This window comes from Haloarcula sp. CGMCC 1.6347 (assembly GCF_037078395.1).
In the GTDB taxonomy this organism is placed as follows: Archaea; Halobacteriota; Halobacteria; order Halobacteriales; family Haloarculaceae; genus Haloarcula; species Haloarcula amylolytica.
The window spans coordinates 1,551,307-1,570,127 of the sequence record NZ_JAYMGX010000001.1 but is presented as its reverse complement, the minus strand read 5'-3'; the positions used below and the strand labels follow the sequence as shown (position 1 = coordinate 1,570,127).

Here is an 18,821-nt window from a genome sequence, read left to right as displayed (position 1 = left end):
TGCGGATTTCGGCGGCGATGACAAAATGCATTTAACTGCAGATAGTCGAGTGACAATCAGAATGGGACACTCCGAAAGCGGGCCTACAGGGGCGACATCGGGGACCGCGAAAGAACGAACCCTCAAGGTTCTGTTCGAAATTGAACTGCCCGATGACTGTTCGTGCCCCCTTTCGGATCCGGATGCAGACATCGAGAACGCTCAGAACCAGATCGACGACGGCGTCTGTCACGCGGAGGTGACTGTCACCGACGAGGCCGGTACCGAGCGGGTTCTCCACTCGACAAACCAGGTCGGGGACGCCTGTCTCTGTCTCGCCTTTAGCGAGGTCGGGTGTGTCCCACGAACCCGGCGCGTAGACGGTGACTCGCTTTTCATCGAGACGTACGTCTCAGACCGAAGCGTCATCAGCGAGCTAGTCGACCAGTTGGAATCGGCCGCGAAACGAGTGCGTCTGCGACGGCTGACATCCCGACAGGACGACGCGACCGAGTCGGAGCCCACTACAGTCGACCTCGCCTGTCTCACGACAAAACAGCGGGAAGCGGCGATACTCGCAGTGGACGAAGGGTACTATCAGACGCCCCGGCAGACGACCCTCGACGAACTCGCGGCCACGCTCGACATCTCGAAATCCGCCCTCTCTCAACGCCTGAACGCCGTCGAATCGAAACTCGCGACGGCCGCCTTCGACCCGTAGACTCGCCTTTTCGGGCTGGACGCACTGGCAGCGACAGAGACTCCCGGTGACACTCCCTCCGTATTTAAATCCCTTCACAATACAGCGCTCTCCCTACCGAGTTTCGAGGGTAACCGGTAACTAGAGCCATGAATGACCCACAGCAGCCGCGGTTGACGCCGATTGATGAGTGGGAAGACGAAGCAGCAGCGATGCTTGACGGCGTCGAGTACGACACTGATTTGGGGCTACGGATGGCTCGTGACGCGATTCGTGTCTCGAACGGAGAACTGAGCGACGCCGAATTCCACGAGAAGTATCACGAGGAGCTACTGGCAGAGTTCGGTGAAGACGAGCGGCCGACCAAACCTGAGGGATTCGACGATGACTGACGACGACGGCGTTTACCGACGTGACGTACTGAAAGCCAGCGGAGCGGCTGCTGCCCTCGGTCTTGGCGGGGGCGGGTTCTTCCAGACGCTGGTCGAACGCGGAGACGGAACCGGGCCGTCCAACCGCGACTCCGGTATCGAGAGCTACGTCGGGCAAAACGAGGTCATCCAGACCGTCTGCTCACCGAACTGTCGCGGGAAGTGTCCCATCGACGTCCACGTCCGCGACGGCCAGGTGAAGAAGGTCGAGCCACATCCGCCGGAAGACGAGCAGTACAAGCGGGCCTGTGTGCTCGGCCTCTCACACACCCAGCGTGTGTACGACCCGACGAGACTGAAGTACCCGATGAAGCGCACAGACTGGTCGCCCGACGAGCCAAACCCCGACGGACGCGGTCCGGACGCCGAGTTCGAGCGCGTCTCCTGGGACGAGGCACTCGACCTCGTCGCCGACAAGATGCAGTCGCTGAAAGCAGCCCACGGCGCGGAGAGCGTCCTCTTCCACGCGGGGTCGGGGAACTACGGCCAGTCCAGCACGGCGTTCAATCGACTGGCCTCCCTGTTCGGTTCGACCCAGTCAGCCTGGGGCATCGACGCCAACGTCGGTCGTGGATTCAACCGGGTCACTGGGACCGGCTTCTTCCTTCCGCCGACGAACGAGGCGGAGGACTGGGAGAACGCGAACACCATCATCGTCTGGGGGTCGGACCTCTTCGCCAGCCAGTTCCAGATGGACGCCTCGAAGGTTCTCGACGCCGTCGAGAGCGGGGCGAAGCTCGTCGTGGTTGACCCGGTGTACACGACGACAGCGTCGAAAGCCGACCTGTGGCTCCCGGTCAAACCCGGGAAAGACGTGCATCTCGCCCTTGCGATGATGCACACCGTCTTCGAGGACGAGACGTACGACGAGGACTTCCTCCGGAAACGGACGACCGCGCCGGCGCTGATCCGCACGGACACCGGGGAGTTGCTCAAGGCGAGCGACGTCTTCGAAGACGGCGGCGAGAACCAGGTCGTCGCCGTCGAACAGGGCAGTACGACGCCGGTCGAACTCGAACCGGAGACCGGTGGCCCGTATGCGCTCTTCGGGGAGTACACCGTTGACGGCATCGAATGCGAGACGGCACTGACCAGACTCCGTGACCACGTGGCCGACTACGCGCCATCGAAAGTCGCGGCGAAGACCGGTGTCGACGCGGAAAACATCCGCACTGCAGTCCGATGGCTGGCGACTCGCGGCCCCGGTGGCATCGCCCCCAGCTACGCGATCGGGCGGTACAAACACGGGCACATCTTCGGCCAGACCTACGCGATGCTCATGGCACTGACCGGTGACTACGGTCGGCACGGAAACATCCACGCCCATCACTCCGGCGGTGCGACGCTCAGTACCGGTGGCTGGAGCGCGCCGGAGGACGCTGACCCCGGACCGTCGCTGTTCTTCCCCGAATACCCAGACGCGATACTCGACGGTGACCCGCACAAGGTCAGGGCCGTCTACTCGATCGAGTCGAACATGATGGGCAACCAGTTCCCGGACCGGCAGCGGTTCAGAGAGGCCATCAGAAGCCTTGAGATGTACGTGGTCGCGGACATGCACCACACGGATACGGTCCAGCACGCGGACATCATCCTCCCGGTTCCACACTGGTTCGAACAGGAGGATATCACGTCCAGCTGGGGGTCCCATCCACACATCAGCTACCGACACAAGGTACAGGAACCGCTGTGGGAGGCCAGAGACGACTACTACGCGATCCGCGGGCTCGCGGAGCGGCTCGGCTTTGGCGACCGGTTCCCGGAGACGAAACGCGAAATGCTCCGGGAACTCGCCGGCCGAGACGACGATATCGACTTCGACACGCTGTTCGAGCAGGGAACACAGAAGAAAGAGAGCGTCCCCATCGTCAAGTACACCGATGCGTTCCCCACTGAGACGGGGCGAATCAAGATGTACGACGACGACGCCCCGAGCGAGGAGGGCGTGACGTTCGACGTTCCTCGACCGCTCGAAGACCGGACAGCCGACGACTACGAAAAGGCCGACGAGTACCCGCTGATGTTCATGCAGAAGCACAGCCGGTTCCGCATCCACTCGCAGTACGAGATGCTGAACTGGGTGCGTGAGGTCAACCCCGAACCACAGCTGGACATCCACCCGACGGACGCGAAGGCCCGCGGCATCGAGGACGGCGAGTACGTCCGAGTGCACAACGACCGCGGCGAGATGATCGTGAAGGCGAAGTACAACGAGGCGTTCCAGCCGGGGCTGGTAAACACTGACCAGGGATGGTGGGCACGCGACTACGTCGCGGGCCACCACAACGACCTCACGCACAACGAGGTCAGCGAGGTCGGCCAGACGATGGCGTTCTACGACGTCCGTGTCGAAGTCGAACCGGCCCCCGATGACGTCGATACGGACAAGTACGAAGCCGATAACCCGCGCGGGGCCGGTGCCGACGCACCGCGCGCAGGAGGTGACTAACAATGACGAACTACGGCCTAGTAATCGACCAGGAGCGGTGTATCGGCTGTCAGGCATGCGCAGTGTCGTGTAAACAGGAGAACAACGTCCCGATGGGGCAGTTCTGGAACCGCGTCCTGACGGAGGGCGGCGACAAGATTGACACCCCGTCCGGTGGCTATCCCGAAGACGGCGGCAGTGGCTCGCTGGACATGGAGTACCAGCCGACGGCGTGCCAACACTGCGAAAACGCGCCCTGTGTGAAGGTCTGTCCGGTCAACGCGACGTACACCCGGGACGACGGGATCGTCGAAATCGACTACGACAAGTGCATCGGCTGTCGCTACTGTATGGCCGCCTGCCCGTACAACGCACGGGTGTTCAACTGGGACGAACCCGAGCAGATGCCCGAGGAGGGGACGGGCGACGTTGCCGCCCGGCCACAGGGCGTCGTCGAGAAGTGTACGTTCTGTAGCCACCGCGTCGACGAGGGACTCGACCCGGCCTGTGTCGTCAACTGCCCGGCCGACGCACGCATCTTCGGCGACCTCGACGACGAGGGGAGTACCGTCTCGAAGTACATCAACGAGTACGAGACGGACCAGCTCCTCGAAGACCGCGGGACGGACCCGAAGACGCACTACATCAGCGGCGAGATGAGTCCCGGTCGGCCGCAGACGTCGGATAAAATGGAGAGCGAACTCGACGATGTTTCTCCGTGGTCCGATGGAGCCGAGGACGTGCCGTCTGACGCCGACGGAAGCGACAGTGGCGACTCGGGTGGCAGCCACCACTCCATCGAGAGTGATGCAGATCCACACGTCCCGGCAGTGGGGTCCGGAGGTGATGACTGATGGCCGCTGACTCGTCACGGATCGCGATTCCGGCCTTCGGGACGAAAGGAAAGCTGTGGCTCGGTCTGCTCGCGGCCATCATGGTCGCTGGACTGGCAGCCTGGGGCTACCAACTCACCACTGGGCTTGTCGCCACGGGGATGCGCAACGTCTTCTCGTGGGGACTGTACATCATGATGTTCGTCCTGTTCGTCGGGCTGTCTGCCGGGGGACTCATCATCTCCAGTGCACCGAAGTTCTTCCATTCACACCGCTACGAGGGGTTCGCACGGCTCGGCGTGCTGGTCAGTCTCGCCTGTATCACCGTCGCGGGTCTGCTCATCCTCCCGGACATCGGTCGGCCCGAGCGACTCTACCAGTTTTTCACCTCGCCGGACTTCCGCTCGCCGATGGTGTGGGACTTCGGTATCGTCATCCTCTATGGCGTGCTAAACCTCTGGTATCTATGGCTGCTGACCCGCCGCGATCTGGCCGCCCGCGGGTCGCGACTCGCACTGGGCGTTGCTGATACCGACGCTGGGCGCGAGCGTGACCGCACGCTCATGTTCTGGACCGCAGCACTCGCTCTCCCGACCGCGGTCGCACTCCACTCGGTGACCGGGTGGATTTTCGCGACGCAGATCGGTCGGGGCGACTGGTTCAGTCCCCTCGTCGCACCGGTGTTCATCGCCAAGGCGCTCGTCTCCGGGCTCGGACTGTTGCTGGTCGTGTCGGTACTCGCAGACCGGCTCACGAACTACGAGGTCGACCGCGAGGAACTCACGAGTCTCGGGAAGATACTCGGCATTTTCCTCGCGCTTCACGTAGTGTACTTGCTCGCGGCCGAGCGACTGCCCCACGCCTGGGCGAACCACTTCGAGTTCTGGGCCATCACCAGCAGCTTCCTCATCGGCGAGTCCGTCTACTTCTGGCTCTGGACCGTCGTCGGCGGGGCAGTCCCGCTCGTCATGCTGATGATTCCATCGCTTCGGAAGCGCGTGTCGGTCATCTTCACCGCGAGCCTCCTCGCGGTCTTCGGCACGATGTTCGAGGGGATCCGGCTGGTGTTCACGGGATACGAAGTCGCTAACATCGCCCTCCCACCGGGTATCTCGACCGGTGGGGAGTATGCCGGCATCACGACAGACATCTGGGCGACTGCGGGGGCCTACACCCCGACGCTGGTCGAAGTGGCTGTCACCCTCGGTATCGTCGCCTTCGGCGCACTCATCGTCACGCTCGGCCTGAAATACGTGCCGATTCAGCGAGTCGAGAGACCGGAGTCGTACGCGACTGACGGCGGTCGACAGGAGCGACAATGAACAGACAGACTGACGCTCCCGCCAAGCGTGAGCGAGCAGCCGAGCGCGGCACAGACAGCGACGGATTCCGCTCGGATGTCGCGGCGACCTACGCCGTCCTCGCCGAATGCTGGCGGGAACCGACCGAACAGCTGGTCGAAGCCGTCGAGACCGGCGAACTGGTCCCGGTAGTCGGCGACGTTGGCTCGGTTGACCTTCGCCGTCTCAGCGCCGAGTACACCCGGCTGTTTATTGGGCCGGAAGGGCCACCGTGTCCACCCTACGAGAGCGTCTATCGCGACGGCGACGACCCGGACGAACTCGGCCCGGTCAAGGGACCAGCTACGATGGCTGTCGTGCGCTGGTACCGGGAGTTCGGCGTCCAGCCTGCGGCTGACCATCCGGACCTCCCGGACCACATTGCGACCGAACTGGAGTTCGCCGCCTATCTGGCAGAAGCGGGTCTCGACGAACGGCTTGCCCAGTTCCGTGCGGAGCATCTTGATGCGTGGGCTGACGAGTTCCTCGGCCACGTCGAGGCAGAGACGCGCGAAGCGTTCTACGCGTCACTGGCAGCCACGACCCGGGAGGTGCTCGGGCAATAGCGGACCTGCGGGGCACTGATCGGGTTCGTCGCGGCGGCCGACTGTCTCCTCACCCATCTTCGCAGACAATACGCCCCCAGAGTCGTGTGCGCCGTCAGCGACCAGTATCGCGACGAGTACGAGAGACAGCTCCCGCAGCGGTCGCACAGTCGGTCACAGCGACGAAGCCCAGCGGATGCAGGAGAGCGGGGCATGACAGACGAGAACCCGGAGCGGCGGCGCGGTCCTACTGTGCGTCGCGTCGTTCCCACGCCTGGACCGTCGGGAGCGACCACCCGCGACCGATGCCCAGCCCTCGGGCCAACAGCACCGCGAGCGCGCACCCGGCCGATGCCGCACCGGCCGCCACGCCTAGCTGTGCCAGCGCCCAGAAGGCGAGGCCGCCGATGACGGCACAGGACGCGTAGAAGTCCTCGCGGAGGATGAACGGCGTCCGGCCCAGCAGTAGGTCCGATATCGCGCCGCCGCCGGCCGCGTTGACCGTCGCCAGCGCGACGACGGCAAACACCGGGAGGCCGGCCTGATGGCCCAGCAGCGCTCCGGTGGTCGTGAACGCCGCCAGCCCGATGGCGTCGGCCGTCAGGACGACCGGATGCTGGTGGCCGTCGTCGAGGAAATGCACGAGCAAAACGGCCGCGGCGACGCCGAGGAGCGACAGGGTGACTTCGCCGGGCGACTGCAGGGAGTTCGGAACGCGGTTCAACAGCAGGTCCCGCGTCGTCCCGCCACCCAGCGCCGTCATCACGCCGACGACCGTGACGCCGAATACGTCGTAGCGCTCCTCGACAGCCTTCGCCGCGCCGACGAACGCGAACCCGACCAGCCCGATAGCGTTCATCACCGCAAACGGGTCGGTCACGTTACCCCTCCGGCCCGCTGGGGCACGGCGCGTGAGCGACCCCGGGCGAGTCGACCCGCTGTCACGAGTTTCGCGGTCATTATGCTACTACTACGGGTGCGGACAATTATGCCTTTAGTCCTGTCCGTGAGGCGTGGGACTTGCTGTCACTGTCGACTGCCAGCGACCGTACTCACGGCTTGACCGTCTCCAGTACCCAGACGGACGGTGTCGCTCGGCGGACCTCGAACGGGTCGAAAGCTTCTCGTGGAGCCTCGGCGAGTCGGCCCAGGAACTGCCCGACTGGCGTCGGGTCGCGGTCGCTGACGAGGACGAACGACTCGTCGCTGTCCAGTGCGGTGAACTGCTCTCGAACCAGATCCTTGCGTTCCTGTGGCGGCAGGCCCCGGATATCGGCGGTCGGATCGACGCCCACCTCACCGGCTGTGTCGAGGGCCGATTCCACGGCATCCCCCAAATCGCTGACCGCGCTGGGCACGTCGCCGGGCGCTGGCGTTTCCTGCAGGTCGTGCGAGAACGGGAGTTCGGCCAGCACGTCGGCATCGAGGTCCGAAAGCGCGTCACCAGTGAACAGGTCGTTCGGTTCGCCACAGCAGTCACAGACGTACTCCGCCATGTTGACGACGGTGCCGAGCACCGGCACGTCGTTGTCGCGGAACAGTTCGACCGTCCGGCTGGTGTCGCTGACGCTGGCGTGAAACGGCGTCGTCACGACGACCACGCCGTCGACGGGGACCTCCTGCAGCGTCGTCAGCACCACGTCGCCCGTCCCCGGTGGCAGGTCAAGCACCAGTACCTCGTCGTTGCGCCAGGCGGTGTTCTCGAAGAGGTCGTCGAGCGCGTCGTGGGCCATCGCCCCGCGCCAGGCCAGCGGCGCGCCGCTCTCCATCAGGCCGACGCTCATCACGTCTATGTCGCCCGCTCGGACGGGGAGCGGGTCGCCCTCCTCGCTGGAGTGGACCGGGCCGCTCACCTCCAGCAGTTCGGGGACGTTCGGCCCGTGGATGTCGGCGTCGAACAGCGCCACGTCGTTGTCGGCGGCCAGCGCACAGGCGAGATGCGTGGCCACCGTCGACTTGCCGACGCCGCCCTTCGCGCTGGCGACGGCCACGACGTGGTCGAAGGACTCGACGCCGGCCTGGCCCTCGCTCGTTGGCGTCGTCCGTTCGACGTGGACGCTGTCGACGCCGTCCACGTCGTCGACTGCGTGGAGCATCGCCTGGACGACCTGGGTACTCGTCCCGCCGTCCAGCGCGGTCAGGTCGGCCTCGATAGTCACCTCACCGTCGGCCGCGTCGATGTTCTCGACGAAGCCCGCGTCGAACACGGAGAGGTCGGCGTTCGGATCGCGCACGTCTCGCAGTGCGGCTTCGATGCGGTCGGTCAGTGTGGTGGGCGTTCCGTCAGTCATCGTCAGAGGTCGGGCATCCGATTGAGTCTGTCTTCGCCGGGCAGCAGTCGGGCGTCGTTCTCCAGCGCACCGCCGAACTGCCGCCGGAACCGTCCGGGGTCCACGTCGAGGGACCGCTCGGCGGTCTGGCGGACCACGGTGGCCGGGTCGTCGGTGAGTTCGCGCAGTCGCTCGCGGGCGCGGTCCTCGTCGACGCCGCCGAGCATGTGGGCGGCCCATTCGCGGACCCGCTCGCTGTCGTCGCGGCTCTGTTCTAACAGCAGGTCGGCCATTTCCTCACCGCGAAGCTTGAACAGCGAGATGGCCGCGTTGCGCCGGACCGCGTGGTGGTCGTCGTGGACTGCGTCTTCGATGTCGTCCTCGTGGGCCTCGCGGTCGACGTTGTCGAGCGTGACGACGGCCTCCGCCCGGACCCACGGGTCGGGGTCGGAAAGCAGTTCCACTGCCACCGCTGCGGCCCGCTCGCCGCCGTGGGCCGTCAGCGCCTCGACGGCGAACTGGCGCACGTCGCTGTCGTCGTCGGTCGTCGCAGCGCGGGCCAGCGCCGCCACGATTTCGTCGGTGGACGCGCGGTCTTTGAGTTCGAGGGCGGCGCGGCGGCGGTCGGTCTTTTCCCCGTGTTCGATGTCGGACAGCAGCGACGCCACCGCGTCGCCCTCGACGGGCTCGGTGTCGCTGGCGGCCAGCTCTTCGGGCGTCGCCTCGCCGATGGTCACGTCCTCGCGGGATACTTCGATGTCTTCGAGCGCTTCGATGTCGGTGTGCAGGCCCGGACTGCGCTCGGGGTCCAGTTGCGGGTCCGGGTCCTCTTCGAGGTGCTTCTCGAACTCGTCGTCGTCGTGACAGCCCGTCATCGCTGGCCCTCCTGTGCAGTGAGGACGGCGATGCCGAGCGCGAACGGGAGCGCACGCGGGATCGACGCCGGGACGCCCGCGAACGCGACCAGCGCGACGCCGGCGAGCAGCGGCCATCGCCGCGTTCGGCTGGCCGCGCTGGCCGCCGTCACCGCACCGGCGACCGCCAGCGCGACGACCGGCAGGCTCGTCCCGACGACGCCGGTCCCGGTGAGCGTGACCGCGCCGGTGACGAACGGGACGGCGCGACCGACGGCAAAGACGACGGTGAAGGCGGCCAGTCCCCCGATTACTGCGCCCCAGTCCGCCGTCGACAGCGAGCGCCAGTCCGTCGCGGCGAACGCCGGCATCGACGCGATCCCGAGCAGCGCCACGGTCGAGGCCGCCGGTCGGAGGCCCGTCCAGCCGCCGACGCCGCTGGCCAGCCCGATACTCAGCGCCGCGACGAGCAGGGCGACTGCGGCGGCCGAGACGAGGTCCAGATGGCGTCCCGCGACGGCGGCGACGGTCGCCGTTCCGAGGACGACGGCGGCGGCCGCCGGGAGCGCCGCTGCGCTACTGAGCAGCGACAGCAGGCCGAACACGCCGACGAACAGCAGGCCGATGCCGGTGAGCGGGTCGGCGTCGGTGACGGCGACGGCGATAGCCGCGGCGGCGACGACGGCCGTGGACACCCCTGTCGCCAGGCCAGGCGAGACCGGGAGGCCCGCGTACCCCGGTGCGTTGACGAACAGGACGGCGAAGTACCGGGCGGCGACCGCGACGGCCGCAGCGCCGACTGCCAGGTTCGCCAGCGAGTGGCTCCCGCCGTGCAGCAGCGGTCTGACTCGTTGCTGTAGCGCCGCCGTCATCGCTGGTCCTCCAACCGTTCCGCGAGGTCGTTGCGGTCGGCGCGGACGAACGCCTCCAGCAGTTCGCCGAAGCCGCCGTAGATGTCGGTCCCGGGCTCGTCTGCCAGTCGGTCCGCGACGCCCGCGGCCGCATGGCCGAGGTGGCGGTCGTGGAAGTCCAGCCGAGCGATTGCGGCGTCCTCGCCGACGGCGGCTTCACGGCGGGCCAGGTAGCCCGCGAACTCCAGTTCGTAGGTCAGCGCGTCGTGGTTGTCCCGCTCGTCCTGGTCGATTTCCAGGCCGTAGTGGCTGTAGGCCCGCGAGAGGTCGAGGTTCACGTCGTTCCAGGAGTGGTCCGGCCGGTATTTGGACTCGTACAGCGGGACCGGCGGCCCCTCCGCTTCCAGCGAGCCGTCGGTCCGGTCCGTGTACTCGCTGTAGCCGAGTTCGAAGATGTCGTTGTAGCGGGCCGCGAGCGTCTCGTAGTCGTCGTCGGTGGTGAGCGACGGGACGGGTACGTCAAGGCCCGTCCGGTCGAGACAGGCTCTCAAATCGGCTTCCAGCGTCCCATCGGCCGCCGCGCTGTGGAACGACTCCTCGGGGTACTCGAACGCCTTGGCGAGCGTCGCGTACACCGCACCCCGGGCGGCCGCGTCCTCGTCGAGGTCGTCCATCGGGTCGGTTGGCGTGGTCGCCATTACTCGGCCCCCCGCGTGCGGTAGATGCCGAAGCTGGTGACGCCGACGACGGCGACGATGGCGATGCCGGCGAGGGTCCACAGCAGCGTCTCGTAGGGCGGTCCTTGCGGGCCGCCGCTGAACGGGTAGTAGTGCCACTCGCTGACCGCCTTCTGGCCGGACCGCTCGCCGTTAGAGCCGTTCCAGACGGCGAAGGCCACGTCGAGGTCGCCGTCGGTCCGCAGGTCGGTCCGGTTCTCGCTCGGCGCGTCAAGCTGGCGCGAGTACACCACCGTCCAGGTGGCGTTGCCGCCGGTGCCGCTGTGACTCGCGTTCGCCTGGACGGTCGGGTTCTCGAACGGCGTGGTCGAGCCAGCGCCGCCGGCCAGCAGTTCTTGCGTCCCGGTCGATCCGCTCCAGTACCAGACGTTGACGCGGTTGTCCGGGCCGCCCATCGCTATCGGCGGCCGAGAACTCGTGTTCGCCGGGAACTGGACCGCGACCGCGTCGGCGAACTCCCGCGTGGCGCTGGCGTTCATGTCCCGGGTCGCGTCGTGCCACTCTAGGCGGACGTACAGCCGTTCGTCGGTCCGGACGGCCTGGACGTCGACCGTCTCGATTGACGTGTCATCAGCGTTCGGGACGCTACTCGGGGCGCTCGAAAGCGGCACGTCCGAGGCCGGGACCTCCGCCCAGCCGTCGGCACTCGGTTCGGCGAGGTCGGCCGTCGATACCTCCGAAACCGGAATCTCGTGTGCTGGCCGGGCGCTCACCATCGGCGCGGCCACCGTCGAGACGACGATGAGCCCCGCCAGCACCGCCGTGAGTATGAGCGTGCGTCGGTGGTCAGTCATCGTTGACCACCCCCTGAGCACGCTCAGGGGCGGCCAACTGGGACCGCTCGCGGGCATCGCCCGCTCGCGTTTCCGAGCCGCGTAGCGGCTCGCTACTCATCGTCGAACACCGCTGGCGTATTCGCCAGCGGATTCGAACTCGCTCACTACGCTCGCTCGTTCGAACGCCGGAAGACCGCAGGTCTTCCGAGCTCGACGTTCGTTCGCGGTGCTCACTCATCGTCGAACACCTCCAGTCGGTACTGTTTGGCCGGGTTCTTGTCCTGAAGCAGTTCCATTAGTTCGCTGTCACCGCCCTGTCGGACGCGCTGTCGGTGGGCGTCGATAGTGTCGAGCGCCTCGTCGACGCCGTCGCCGAACAGGTTCCGGAGGTACTGCCGGGGAATCCGGTCGATGTCGACCGTCTCCCCGTCCTCCGTGTGCTGGCCGGGGGCGAAGGGCGGGATGTAGTAGACGTTGGGCTGCGTGCGGAACTCCGGATGGAGCGGCAGGGCCACTTCGTACTCGTTGACGAGCTTGTGAATCGGTCCCTCCTCGTCGTCGAGGAAGCCGACCAAGCGGAGCTGTGGCGGGCACTCCTCAGCACAGGCCGGGGCGAACGTCTCCCCGTCGGGGCCTTCCCCTTCGATGCGGGGGTAACAGAAGATGCACTTCTCGGATTTCTTCGAGACAGTGTTGTAGTACACCTTCTTGTACGGACACCCCTCGACGCAGTAGCGGTAGCCCCGGCAGCGGTCCTGGTCGACGAGGACGATGCCGTCCTCCTGGCGCTTGTACAGCGCCGAGCGCGGGCAGGCCTCGACACAGGAGGGATGGGTGCAGTGGTTGCAGATGCGCGGGAGGTAGAAGTAGTAGCTGTTGGGGTACTCGCCGGCCCCCTGGTCCTCGTCCCAGTTCGGCCCCCACTCCGCGCCGTCGCGGGGCCGCAGCGGCTCGTCGCTGCCCTCGTACATGATCTCCTCGTGGTTGAACTCCCAGGCGCGGCCGTAGTCCTCTTCGTCGGGAATCTCGCCGGGCGAGCGGTCCGAGTGCTCGCTCGACTCCCAGCCGCCGCCGGAGTCCTCCCAGCCCCGCGGGTAGCCCTCGCCGGGCTTGGTCTCGACGTTGTTCCAGTACATGTACTCGCTGCCGCCGTCCTCCGTCCAGAGGTTCTTGCAGGCGATGGTACACGTCTGGCAGCCGATGCACTTGTTCAGGTCCATCACCATCGCGACCTGGTGGTCGACGCCGTCGGCGACGTTGACCAGCGTGTCCTCTTCGCCCTGATCGTCCTGTTGGTCGGTACTCATTCGGTGTCACCTCCGCTCGGTCGGACATCGACGCGCACGTCGCTGTTGACCCCGGTCGGCCCCCAGTAGTTCGGGAAGAAGTACAGGTGTTCCCCGGTGTCTTCCGGGTACTGGACCAGCTGGGTCGGCTTCATGTACATCGGGACGAGCGTGTTGAAGTTGTCCCGGTCGGGGTACTGGAACTTCTCCCAGGAGAAGAAGTGGCGGATCGTCCCCGGTTCGCTGGAGGGGTAGATCTTCGCCTGCACCTCGACGCTCCCGAGGTCGTTGTACACCTCCACGGTGTCGCCGTCCTCGATGCCGCGCTCTTCGGCGTCCTCGGGGTTCAGATACACTACGGGCTCGCCGCGCTGGAGCCTGAGCATCTTGGTGTCGTCGCGCCACGTCGAGTGGATGGACCACCGACCGTGGGGCGTGTTGTACGACAGCGGGTAGTCGCCGCCGGTGTTTTCGGGCCCCTCCTTGTGGGTCGGGAGTTCCTCGCCGAGTTCGAGGTACCAGTCGTGGTCAATGTAGTACTGCTGGCGGCCGGTGAAGGTCGGCCAGGGGTTCTTGTCGTGGACGTAGTCCTGCCACGGGACGTACGCCTCGCCGTCCTTGATGTCCGAACTCCAGTGGTCGCCGGCGGTGAGGAACCGCTGTGGCTGCTCGTCGATGTCGTCGAAGGTTATCTGCTCGTCGCTGCCCTCGGGGTTGGTCTCCTCGGAGTGTTCGAGGATGAACTCCGCCGCGGCTCTGTCTTCGACGAGCCCTCCTTCCTCGCCGGTTTCCCAGTCGCGGACGTAGTCGTCGTAGATGGTCGTGAGGTCGATGGTCCGGTCGAACTTGCGATCCTCGATGGGCTCGACATCGCGCTCCTGGGCGCGCTCCTGTATTTTCTCCGCGATCAGGCGGAATATCTCCCAGTCGGTCTTGGCCTCGCCGAGCGGCTCGACAGCTGGCGTGAACGGATGCACGTAGGTGTGCATGTCCGTCTCCGAGAGGTCGTACTTCTCGTAGTGGCTGGCCGCCGGCAGGACGATGTCTGAGTACATCGCCGTCGAGTCCATCCGGAAGTTGATGTCGACGACGAGGTCGAGTTTGGGCCAGAGCTGTTCTTCGAGGGCGACGTTGCCCTTGGCCTGATTGAAGTAGTTCCCGCGCCAGACGAACATCGTGGACGGGTCCGGTCGGTTCCCGTCCTCGCGCTCCTCGGGGTAGACCGGCATCCACCCCTTGTCGATGGACTCGCGTATCTTCTCGGCGGTGTCCGGGTCCGTGTTGTCGAGGATGCCGGCATGGAAGTAGGTCCACAGCGTCGTCGGGACGCCGCGGACGTTCCCGGTCGGGAACGAGAGCACCTTCCAGCCGTGGAACGACCAGATTTTCTCCTGGCCCACGTAGTGGTCCAGTCCGGTGCCGGGGTCGCCGAGGTTCCCCGTCAGCGTCACGAGCAACTGGATGGCGCGGTTGCCCAGGTCGTTGTGGTACCAGTCGTTGACGCCCTTGCCGTGGATGATTTTGGCGGCGTCGGCTTCGGCGAACTCGCGGGCGACCCGCTGGTAGGTGTTCGTACCGACGCCGGTCTCCTCGTGGACGACTTCCGGCGTGTACTGACTGAGTTCGTCGGTGAGGTTCTCCCAGACCGACCGGACTGCGACGCTGCCCTCGTCGGTGTCGACGCTGCGCTCGACCGACAGTTGCGGGTCGAAGTCGAGTTCGATACTTGCGGAGTAATCTTTCTGTCCGTCCCGCTCACCCAGCGAGCCAGGCGCACGACGGAGGGTGCCGTCGGCGTCGACCATGACGAACACCTTGTCCGGGTCGTCGGCGTCCTCGGCGAGACCGACCTCGCTGGCCCGGAGGAATTTCCCGGTGTCCTCCCGAACGAGCAGCGGCATGTCGGTCTGCTCTTTGAGGTGTTCCTCGTCGTGCAGTCCCTCGTCGACGATGGTCTGGGCCATCCCCAGCGCGAGCGCGGTGTCGCTGCCGCCGTGGGGCGAGAGCCACTCGTCGGTGTGGATGGCCGTCTGGGAGTAGTCGGTGAAGATGCCGACTCGCTTTGCGCCCTCGTAGCCGGCGTCGAGGAAGTACTTCGCGTCGGGGATGCGCGTGACGTTGATGTTCGACCCCCAGGCGATGATGTAGTCCGAGTTGTGCCAGTCGGCGGATTCGGCGTTGTCCGTCTGGGTGCCCCACGTGATCGGCTGGCCCGGCGGCAGGTCCGAGTACCAGTCATAGAAGCTGTGCGAGACGCCCCCCAGCAGATTGACGAGACGGCTTCCGCTCGCGAAAGAAACCGGTGACATCGCCGGAATCGGCGTGAATCCCGAAATCGCGTCGTACCGGCCCGCCTGTACCTCGTCAATGACGTGGTCGGCGATTTCGGTCAGTGCCTCGTCCCAGCTAATCCGTTCCCACTGGCCCTCGCCGCGGTCGCCCGTGCGGCGGAGCGGGTGGAGCACGCGCTGGTCCGCGTTGACGTAGTCCGTGTAGCAGGCCCCCTTCTGACACCCGCGCGGGTTCGGGTCCGGAAGGCTCTCGTCGAACGTCGGGTAGTCGCCGGCCTGTTCCTCGCGCCAGACCTGGCCGTCCTTGACGTAGACGTTCCACGAGCACGAACCGGTGCAGTTGACGCTGTGGGTCGAGCGGGCGACGGAGTCCCAGTCCCACTCGTCGCGGTAGAGGTCCTCCCAGTCCCGATACGGATACGACCCGATGGGATCGTCCACCGCTTCGAGGCCGTCCATGCCGTCGTCGGCGAAGGACAGCCCCGTCGCGCCAAGCAGCGACGCGGCGCCGAGGCCGCGCACGAAGTCGCGGCGACTGATTCCCGCACTGTCCGTTTCGTCGTCGGTCAGGTCGTTTCTACTCATTGGTGATGAACACTGTCGCAGTCGCGCAGGCAGCCCCGACGATAGCCAGCGCGATGCCGGTCGGCGTGCTGCCGCCGACTTCGAGGCCGGCGGCGACCAGCACGAGGCCGACCAGCTTGCTCGTCGTATCCAGCAGGCGATACTGCCGCGCAGTCAGTTTGACGCTCGCAGTCATCCGTCCTCCTCCGATTCGGTGCTAGCCGTTCTCTCGTCTACTGCGCCGCCGTCCGCGGCTACGTCGCCCTCCTGTGATGGCGCGGGCTCGCCGTCGCGCAACAGCAGGTACGTGATGCCGCCGAAGACGGGCGGGACGACGAGCAACGCGGCCGTCAGGATGGGGTTGACCACGTTCGTCGTCGTTCCGAGCACCTGGTCCGCGAGGATGTTGTTCATCCCCGCAATCGAGGCGATCATGATGAACGCGACGGCGGCCACGCCCACACCGGTCTGCCAGGCCCGGTCCAGCGGGTCCGCGGTGAAGTGTGTGGGCTCCGTCCGGTCGATGAACGGCCAGAGGGCGACCGCGGCAAACACCAGCCCCGGGAGGACGATGCCGCCGACGAACTCCCCGTTGATGTGGGCCGGGCCGATGTTGAAGCTGATCTGTGGCAGGAGCTTCAGGAAGCCGTACACCCACATCAGGAACCAGTCCGGCATGATGAGCGCCGGCGTGGCCGCGGGGTCGTTCGGGCCGTACTCGGCGACGTTGTGGACCGGGAGCAGGCCCGCAAGCGCCGATAGCGTCGCCGCAGTGACGAAGAACACGACTGCCGACACCGCAGCCTGGTTCGGGAACGCGGGCAGGCCGATGATGATGTCGTCGTCGTCCTCGTCGACAGTCTGGCGGCCGGCCGTCACGTCACCGTCCCGCGGGGCTTCGGTGTGTTTCTGCCTGATGAGGATGGCCATGTGGACGGCCAGGCCCACGGCGATGGCCGCCGGTATCACGAGGACGTGCAGGAAGTACAGCCGCGGAATCGTGGCGGACGAGGGGAACTCACCCCCGAACACCACCTGGCCGAGGAAATCACCTGCCAATGGTATTGATATCGTGAGGTTGTAGCCGATGCTCGTGGCTGTGGCGGCGAACTCGTCGAACGGCAGGGCGTAGCCGGTGTAGGCCGCGCCCATCGAGAGGGCCGCCAGACCGGTGCCGACGATCCAGTTCGGCTCCCGCGGGTTGCGGTACGCACCGGTGAAAAACACCCGTAACATGTGCAACCCTATCGAGGCGACGAAGAGGTGGGCCGCCCAGTGATGGAGCCGGCGGATGAACATCCCGAAGGGCACGTCGTAGGTGATGTGCAACACCGAGACGAACGCTTCGGGCATCTCCTCGCCCTGGAACTTCTGGACGCTGCCGTCGTACTCCACGTCGGAGGTCGAGGGCTCGAAGAAGAACCCGAGGAAGACCCCCGACAGGATCAGGAGGAGGAAACAGAACAGCGCCACCTCGCCCAGCAGGAACGAGTCCTCGGCCGGGAACGCCTTGCCCAGGAACGTCTGGCCGTTCTCCAGGTCGAGGCGGGTGTCGAACCAGTCGTAGACGGCTTTGGCGCGGGACATTATCCACCTCCGGGACCGACTGGCCCCTCAAAGTCCCCAGTAGCGACGAGGAATCCGTCGCTTGTCACCGTAATCGGAAGCTGTGGGAGCGGTCGCCCCGGCGGGCCGCCGCTGACCGCCGCCCCTTCCAGAACGTTGAACTTCCCGAAGTGGCAGGGACAGACGACCAGGTCCTCCTCCCGGTCCGATACCATACAGCCGGCGTGGGTACACACCTTCGAGAAGGCGGCGTAGCCGTTGACGGTGAACCCCTCTGAGATGTCGCTGCCGTAGTCGGACTCGGCGTAGCGCACCAGCAGCGTCGGTGCGTCCTCGATGCCGGGTCGGGGCTCCGGAAAGACGGTCATGTGCTCGCCCTCGGAGAGCCGGCTCTCCGTGATGCGCTCGCCTTCGCTGTCGACGAGGTGGATGCCGTCGGAGTACACCGGCCCGTTGTATCCCCGCTCGAACACCTGCGTGGTGCTGGCAAGCGGCGCGGTGAGGCTGGCGACGGCGGTCAGGCCGCCGACGGTCGCGAGGAACTTCGCGAAGTCCCGGCGGCGGAGTTCCGCGCGGGCGTCCCCATACAGTGTGGGAGATGTACCGGTGGCCCCGTCACACGAGCAGTCGTCGCCCTGTTCCTCGTCGTCGTCATCGGGTTTCGGATAGTCTATCATTCGTGCCCCCTGATTTCGGCGACTTCGACGTGTGGCATGAACCAGGCGTAGTACGCGACCGTCGAGAGCGCGAGCGAGAGGAACATCCCGGTCGCGTACAGCCCGAAGTACTGGGTGCGGGCGAGCGTGAGGTACTCGCCGGTGAACAGCGCCGCGAAGACGATAGACAGGACTGTCAGCCCGCTCATGGCGACGAGTCCCTCTATGGCGTCCGAGGCGTCGTGGTACTCGACAACCCAGCGGTGCTCCGTGTTGAGCCACGGCAGCGAGACGGTCCCGCCGTCGGTGACCGGCTCGGCGTCGTCAGGCGGCCGGACCGCCCTGTTCATGAACTGGTGGGCGGCCGTCAACACGCCCACGAGACCGAACAGGGCGACCCAGACGACGACACCGACCTGGCTCGGTGACAGCTTGTTCGGCGTCTCTACTGGGCTTTCGAGCGGCCGGATGTCGCTGACGCTCTCGTCGATAGCGATTTCTTCCGACGGTGGCTCGCCGTGCAAGGCGACGTACCACATCGGCAGCAACACCGCTGTTATCAACAGACCGATGAGTATCGTGTTGCGTCTCATAATCTTGTGTTATCTCGGTTCGCCAGCGATTCGAACGGCTGCGCTGTGTCGCTGTGTTCGGGGTTTGTCCCAGAACCCGGATGAACTGCCAGCCCGACATCTTAGGCCCATTATATGGCGG

The 18,821-nt window shown here is 66.0% G+C and carries 19 protein-coding genes; 6 read left to right on the top strand and 13 right to left on the bottom strand.

Annotated elements, in window-relative coordinates; genetic code table 11:
* Positions 1 to 61: 61 nt before the first annotated feature.
* From VI340_RS08170 to VI340_RS08145, 6 genes are all read left to right on the top strand, one after another.
* Positions 62 to 700, top strand: coding sequence for a helix-turn-helix domain-containing protein (locus VI340_RS08170; protein WP_336330512.1), 639 nt, complete (start codon positions 62 to 64; stop codon positions 698 to 700).
* Positions 701 to 828: 128 nt separating this feature from the next.
* Positions 829 to 1,071: a 4Fe-4S ferredoxin N-terminal domain-containing protein gene (locus tag VI340_RS08165; protein WP_008308761.1), complete on the top strand. Its 243-nt coding sequence runs from the start codon at positions 829 to 831 to the stop codon at positions 1,069 to 1,071.
* Positions 1,064 to 3,559 carry a molybdopterin-dependent oxidoreductase gene (locus tag VI340_RS08160; RefSeq protein ID WP_336330513.1) on the top strand — a complete coding sequence of 832 codons (2,496 nt, stop codon included), beginning with the start codon at positions 1,064 to 1,066 and terminating at the stop codon, positions 3,557 to 3,559. Before VI340_RS08165 ends, VI340_RS08160 begins: the two co-directional genes overlap by 8 nt.
* A 2-nt stretch (positions 3,560 to 3,561) precedes the next feature.
* The gene (gene dsrO, locus VI340_RS08155) at positions 3,562 to 4,392 is read left to right on the top strand and encodes a sulfate reduction electron transfer complex DsrMKJOP subunit DsrO (protein WP_008308764.1); all 831 of its coding nucleotides are present in this window, start codon (positions 3,562 to 3,564) and stop codon (positions 4,390 to 4,392) included.
* Positions 4,392 to 5,693: an NrfD/PsrC family molybdoenzyme membrane anchor subunit gene (gene nrfD, locus VI340_RS08150; RefSeq protein WP_008308765.1), complete on the top strand. Its 1,302-nt coding sequence runs from the start codon at positions 4,392 to 4,394 to the stop codon at positions 5,691 to 5,693. Before dsrO ends, nrfD begins: the two co-directional genes overlap by 1 nt.
* Positions 5,690 to 6,277, top strand: coding sequence for a TorD/DmsD family molecular chaperone (locus VI340_RS08145; RefSeq protein WP_336330514.1), 588 nt, complete (start codon positions 5,690 to 5,692; stop codon positions 6,275 to 6,277). The genes nrfD and VI340_RS08145 overlap by 4 nt, the downstream gene beginning before the upstream one ends.
* A 226-nt stretch (positions 6,278 to 6,503) precedes the next feature.
* On the opposite strand, the gene VI340_RS08140 is transcribed toward VI340_RS08145, so the two are convergent.
* From VI340_RS08140 to VI340_RS08080, 13 genes are all read right to left on the bottom strand, one after another.
* Entirely contained in the window at positions 6,504 to 7,136 is a 633-nt protein-coding gene (locus tag VI340_RS08140) for a trimeric intracellular cation channel family protein (RefSeq protein ID WP_336330515.1), read from the bottom strand.
* A 172-nt stretch (positions 7,137 to 7,308) separates the two neighbouring features.
* A complete protein-coding gene (locus tag VI340_RS08135) occupies positions 7,309 to 8,547 on the bottom strand; it encodes a P-loop NTPase (RefSeq protein WP_336330516.1) in 1,239 nt (412 codons plus the stop codon).
* A 2-nt stretch (positions 8,548 to 8,549) separates the two neighbouring features.
* A complete protein-coding gene (locus tag VI340_RS08130; RefSeq protein ID WP_336358176.1) occupies positions 8,550 to 9,401 on the bottom strand; it encodes a HEAT repeat domain-containing protein in 852 nt (283 codons plus the stop codon).
* Positions 9,398 to 10,252: a hypothetical protein gene (locus VI340_RS08125; RefSeq protein WP_008308770.1), complete on the bottom strand. Its 855-nt coding sequence runs from the start codon at positions 10,250 to 10,252 to the stop codon at positions 9,398 to 9,400. Before VI340_RS08125 ends, VI340_RS08130 begins: the two co-directional genes overlap by 4 nt.
* On the bottom strand, positions 10,249 to 10,929 hold the full coding sequence (locus VI340_RS08120) for a molecular chaperone TorD family protein (RefSeq protein WP_008308772.1): 681 nt from the start codon (positions 10,927 to 10,929) through the stop codon (positions 10,249 to 10,251). Before VI340_RS08120 ends, VI340_RS08125 begins: the two co-directional genes overlap by 4 nt.
* On the bottom strand, positions 10,929 to 11,762 hold the full coding sequence (locus VI340_RS08115) for an ethylbenzene dehydrogenase-related protein (RefSeq protein ID WP_008308773.1): 834 nt from the start codon (positions 11,760 to 11,762) through the stop codon (positions 10,929 to 10,931). Before VI340_RS08115 ends, VI340_RS08120 begins: the two co-directional genes overlap by 1 nt.
* On the bottom strand, positions 11,755 to 11,982 hold the full coding sequence (locus tag VI340_RS08110) for a hypothetical protein (RefSeq protein ID WP_336330518.1): 228 nt from the start codon (positions 11,980 to 11,982) through the stop codon (positions 11,755 to 11,757). Before VI340_RS08110 ends, VI340_RS08115 begins: the two co-directional genes overlap by 8 nt.
* Positions 11,975 to 13,051 (bottom strand): 4Fe-4S dicluster domain-containing protein, encoded by a 1,077-nt coding sequence (locus tag VI340_RS08105; RefSeq protein ID WP_336358175.1) that lies wholly within the window; start codon positions 13,049 to 13,051, stop codon positions 11,975 to 11,977. Before VI340_RS08105 ends, VI340_RS08110 begins: the two co-directional genes overlap by 8 nt.
* Positions 13,048 to 15,906, bottom strand: coding sequence for a molybdopterin-dependent oxidoreductase (locus VI340_RS08100; RefSeq protein WP_008308778.1), 2,859 nt, complete (start codon positions 15,904 to 15,906; stop codon positions 13,048 to 13,050). Before VI340_RS08100 ends, VI340_RS08105 begins: the two co-directional genes overlap by 4 nt.
* Complete coding sequence (locus tag VI340_RS08095; RefSeq protein ID WP_336330521.1) at positions 15,899 to 16,081, bottom strand: hypothetical protein; 183 nt, start codon at positions 16,079 to 16,081, stop codon at positions 15,899 to 15,901. The genes VI340_RS08100 and VI340_RS08095 overlap by 8 nt, the downstream gene beginning before the upstream one ends.
* A complete protein-coding gene (locus tag VI340_RS08090; protein WP_336358174.1) occupies positions 16,078 to 17,472 on the bottom strand; it encodes a cytochrome b in 1,395 nt (464 codons plus the stop codon). The genes VI340_RS08095 and VI340_RS08090 overlap by 4 nt, the downstream gene beginning before the upstream one ends.
* A complete protein-coding gene (locus VI340_RS08085) occupies positions 17,472 to 18,128 on the bottom strand; it encodes a QcrA and Rieske domain-containing protein (protein WP_008308784.1) in 657 nt (218 codons plus the stop codon). The genes VI340_RS08090 and VI340_RS08085 overlap by 1 nt, the downstream gene beginning before the upstream one ends.
* Positions 18,125 to 18,700 (bottom strand): hypothetical protein, encoded by a 576-nt coding sequence (locus VI340_RS08080; RefSeq protein WP_007190101.1) that lies wholly within the window; start codon positions 18,698 to 18,700, stop codon positions 18,125 to 18,127. The genes VI340_RS08085 and VI340_RS08080 overlap by 4 nt, the downstream gene beginning before the upstream one ends.
* Positions 18,701 to 18,821: the final 121 nt, after the last annotated feature.

What these genes read in the sequence shown, in the direction of transcription:
- nrfD (WP_008308765.1), top strand. Translation starts at nt 4,392, where the DNA reads ATGGCCGCTGACTCGTCACGGATCGCGATTCCGGCCTTCGGGACGAAA.
- VI340_RS08080 (WP_007190101.1), bottom strand. Translation starts at nt 18,700, where the DNA reads ATGAGACGCAACACGATACTCATCGGTCTGTTGATAACAGCGGTGTTG.
- VI340_RS08160 (WP_336330513.1), top strand. Translation starts at nt 1,064, where the DNA reads ATGACTGACGACGACGGCGTTTACCGACGTGACGTACTGAAAGCCAGC.
- VI340_RS08115 (WP_008308773.1), bottom strand. Translation starts at nt 11,762, where the DNA reads ATGACTGACCACCGACGCACGCTCATACTCACGGCGGTGCTGGCGGGG.
- VI340_RS08135 (WP_336330516.1), bottom strand. Translation starts at nt 8,547, where the DNA reads ATGACTGACGGAACGCCCACCACACTGACCGACCGCATCGAAGCCGCA.
- VI340_RS08170 (WP_336330512.1), top strand. Translation starts at nt 62, where the DNA reads ATGGGACACTCCGAAAGCGGGCCTACAGGGGCGACATCGGGGACCGCG.
- VI340_RS08090 (WP_336358174.1), bottom strand. Translation starts at nt 17,472, where the DNA reads ATGTCCCGCGCCAAAGCCGTCTACGACTGGTTCGACACCCGCCTCGAC.
- VI340_RS08085 (WP_008308784.1), bottom strand. Translation starts at nt 18,128, where the DNA reads ATGATAGACTATCCGAAACCCGATGACGACGACGAGGAACAGGGCGAC.
- VI340_RS08130 (WP_336358176.1), bottom strand. Translation starts at nt 9,401, where the DNA reads ATGACGGGCTGTCACGACGACGACGAGTTCGAGAAGCACCTCGAAGAG.
- VI340_RS08110 (WP_336330518.1), bottom strand. Translation starts at nt 11,982, where the DNA reads ATGAGTGAGCACCGCGAACGAACGTCGAGCTCGGAAGACCTGCGGTCT.
- VI340_RS08145 (WP_336330514.1), top strand. Translation starts at nt 5,690, where the DNA reads ATGAACAGACAGACTGACGCTCCCGCCAAGCGTGAGCGAGCAGCCGAG.
- VI340_RS08100 (WP_008308778.1), bottom strand. Translation starts at nt 15,906, where the DNA reads ATGAGTAGAAACGACCTGACCGACGACGAAACGGACAGTGCGGGAATC.
- VI340_RS08095 (WP_336330521.1), bottom strand. Translation starts at nt 16,081, where the DNA reads ATGACTGCGAGCGTCAAACTGACTGCGCGGCAGTATCGCCTGCTGGAT.
- VI340_RS08165 (WP_008308761.1), top strand. Translation starts at nt 829, where the DNA reads ATGAATGACCCACAGCAGCCGCGGTTGACGCCGATTGATGAGTGGGAA.
- VI340_RS08125 (WP_008308770.1), bottom strand. Translation starts at nt 10,252, where the DNA reads ATGACGGCGGCGCTACAGCAACGAGTCAGACCGCTGCTGCACGGCGGG.
- VI340_RS08105 (WP_336358175.1), bottom strand. Translation starts at nt 13,051, where the DNA reads ATGAGTACCGACCAACAGGACGATCAGGGCGAAGAGGACACGCTGGTC.
- dsrO (WP_008308764.1), top strand. Translation starts at nt 3,562, where the DNA reads ATGACGAACTACGGCCTAGTAATCGACCAGGAGCGGTGTATCGGCTGT.
- VI340_RS08120 (WP_008308772.1), bottom strand. Translation starts at nt 10,929, where the DNA reads ATGGCGACCACGCCAACCGACCCGATGGACGACCTCGACGAGGACGCG.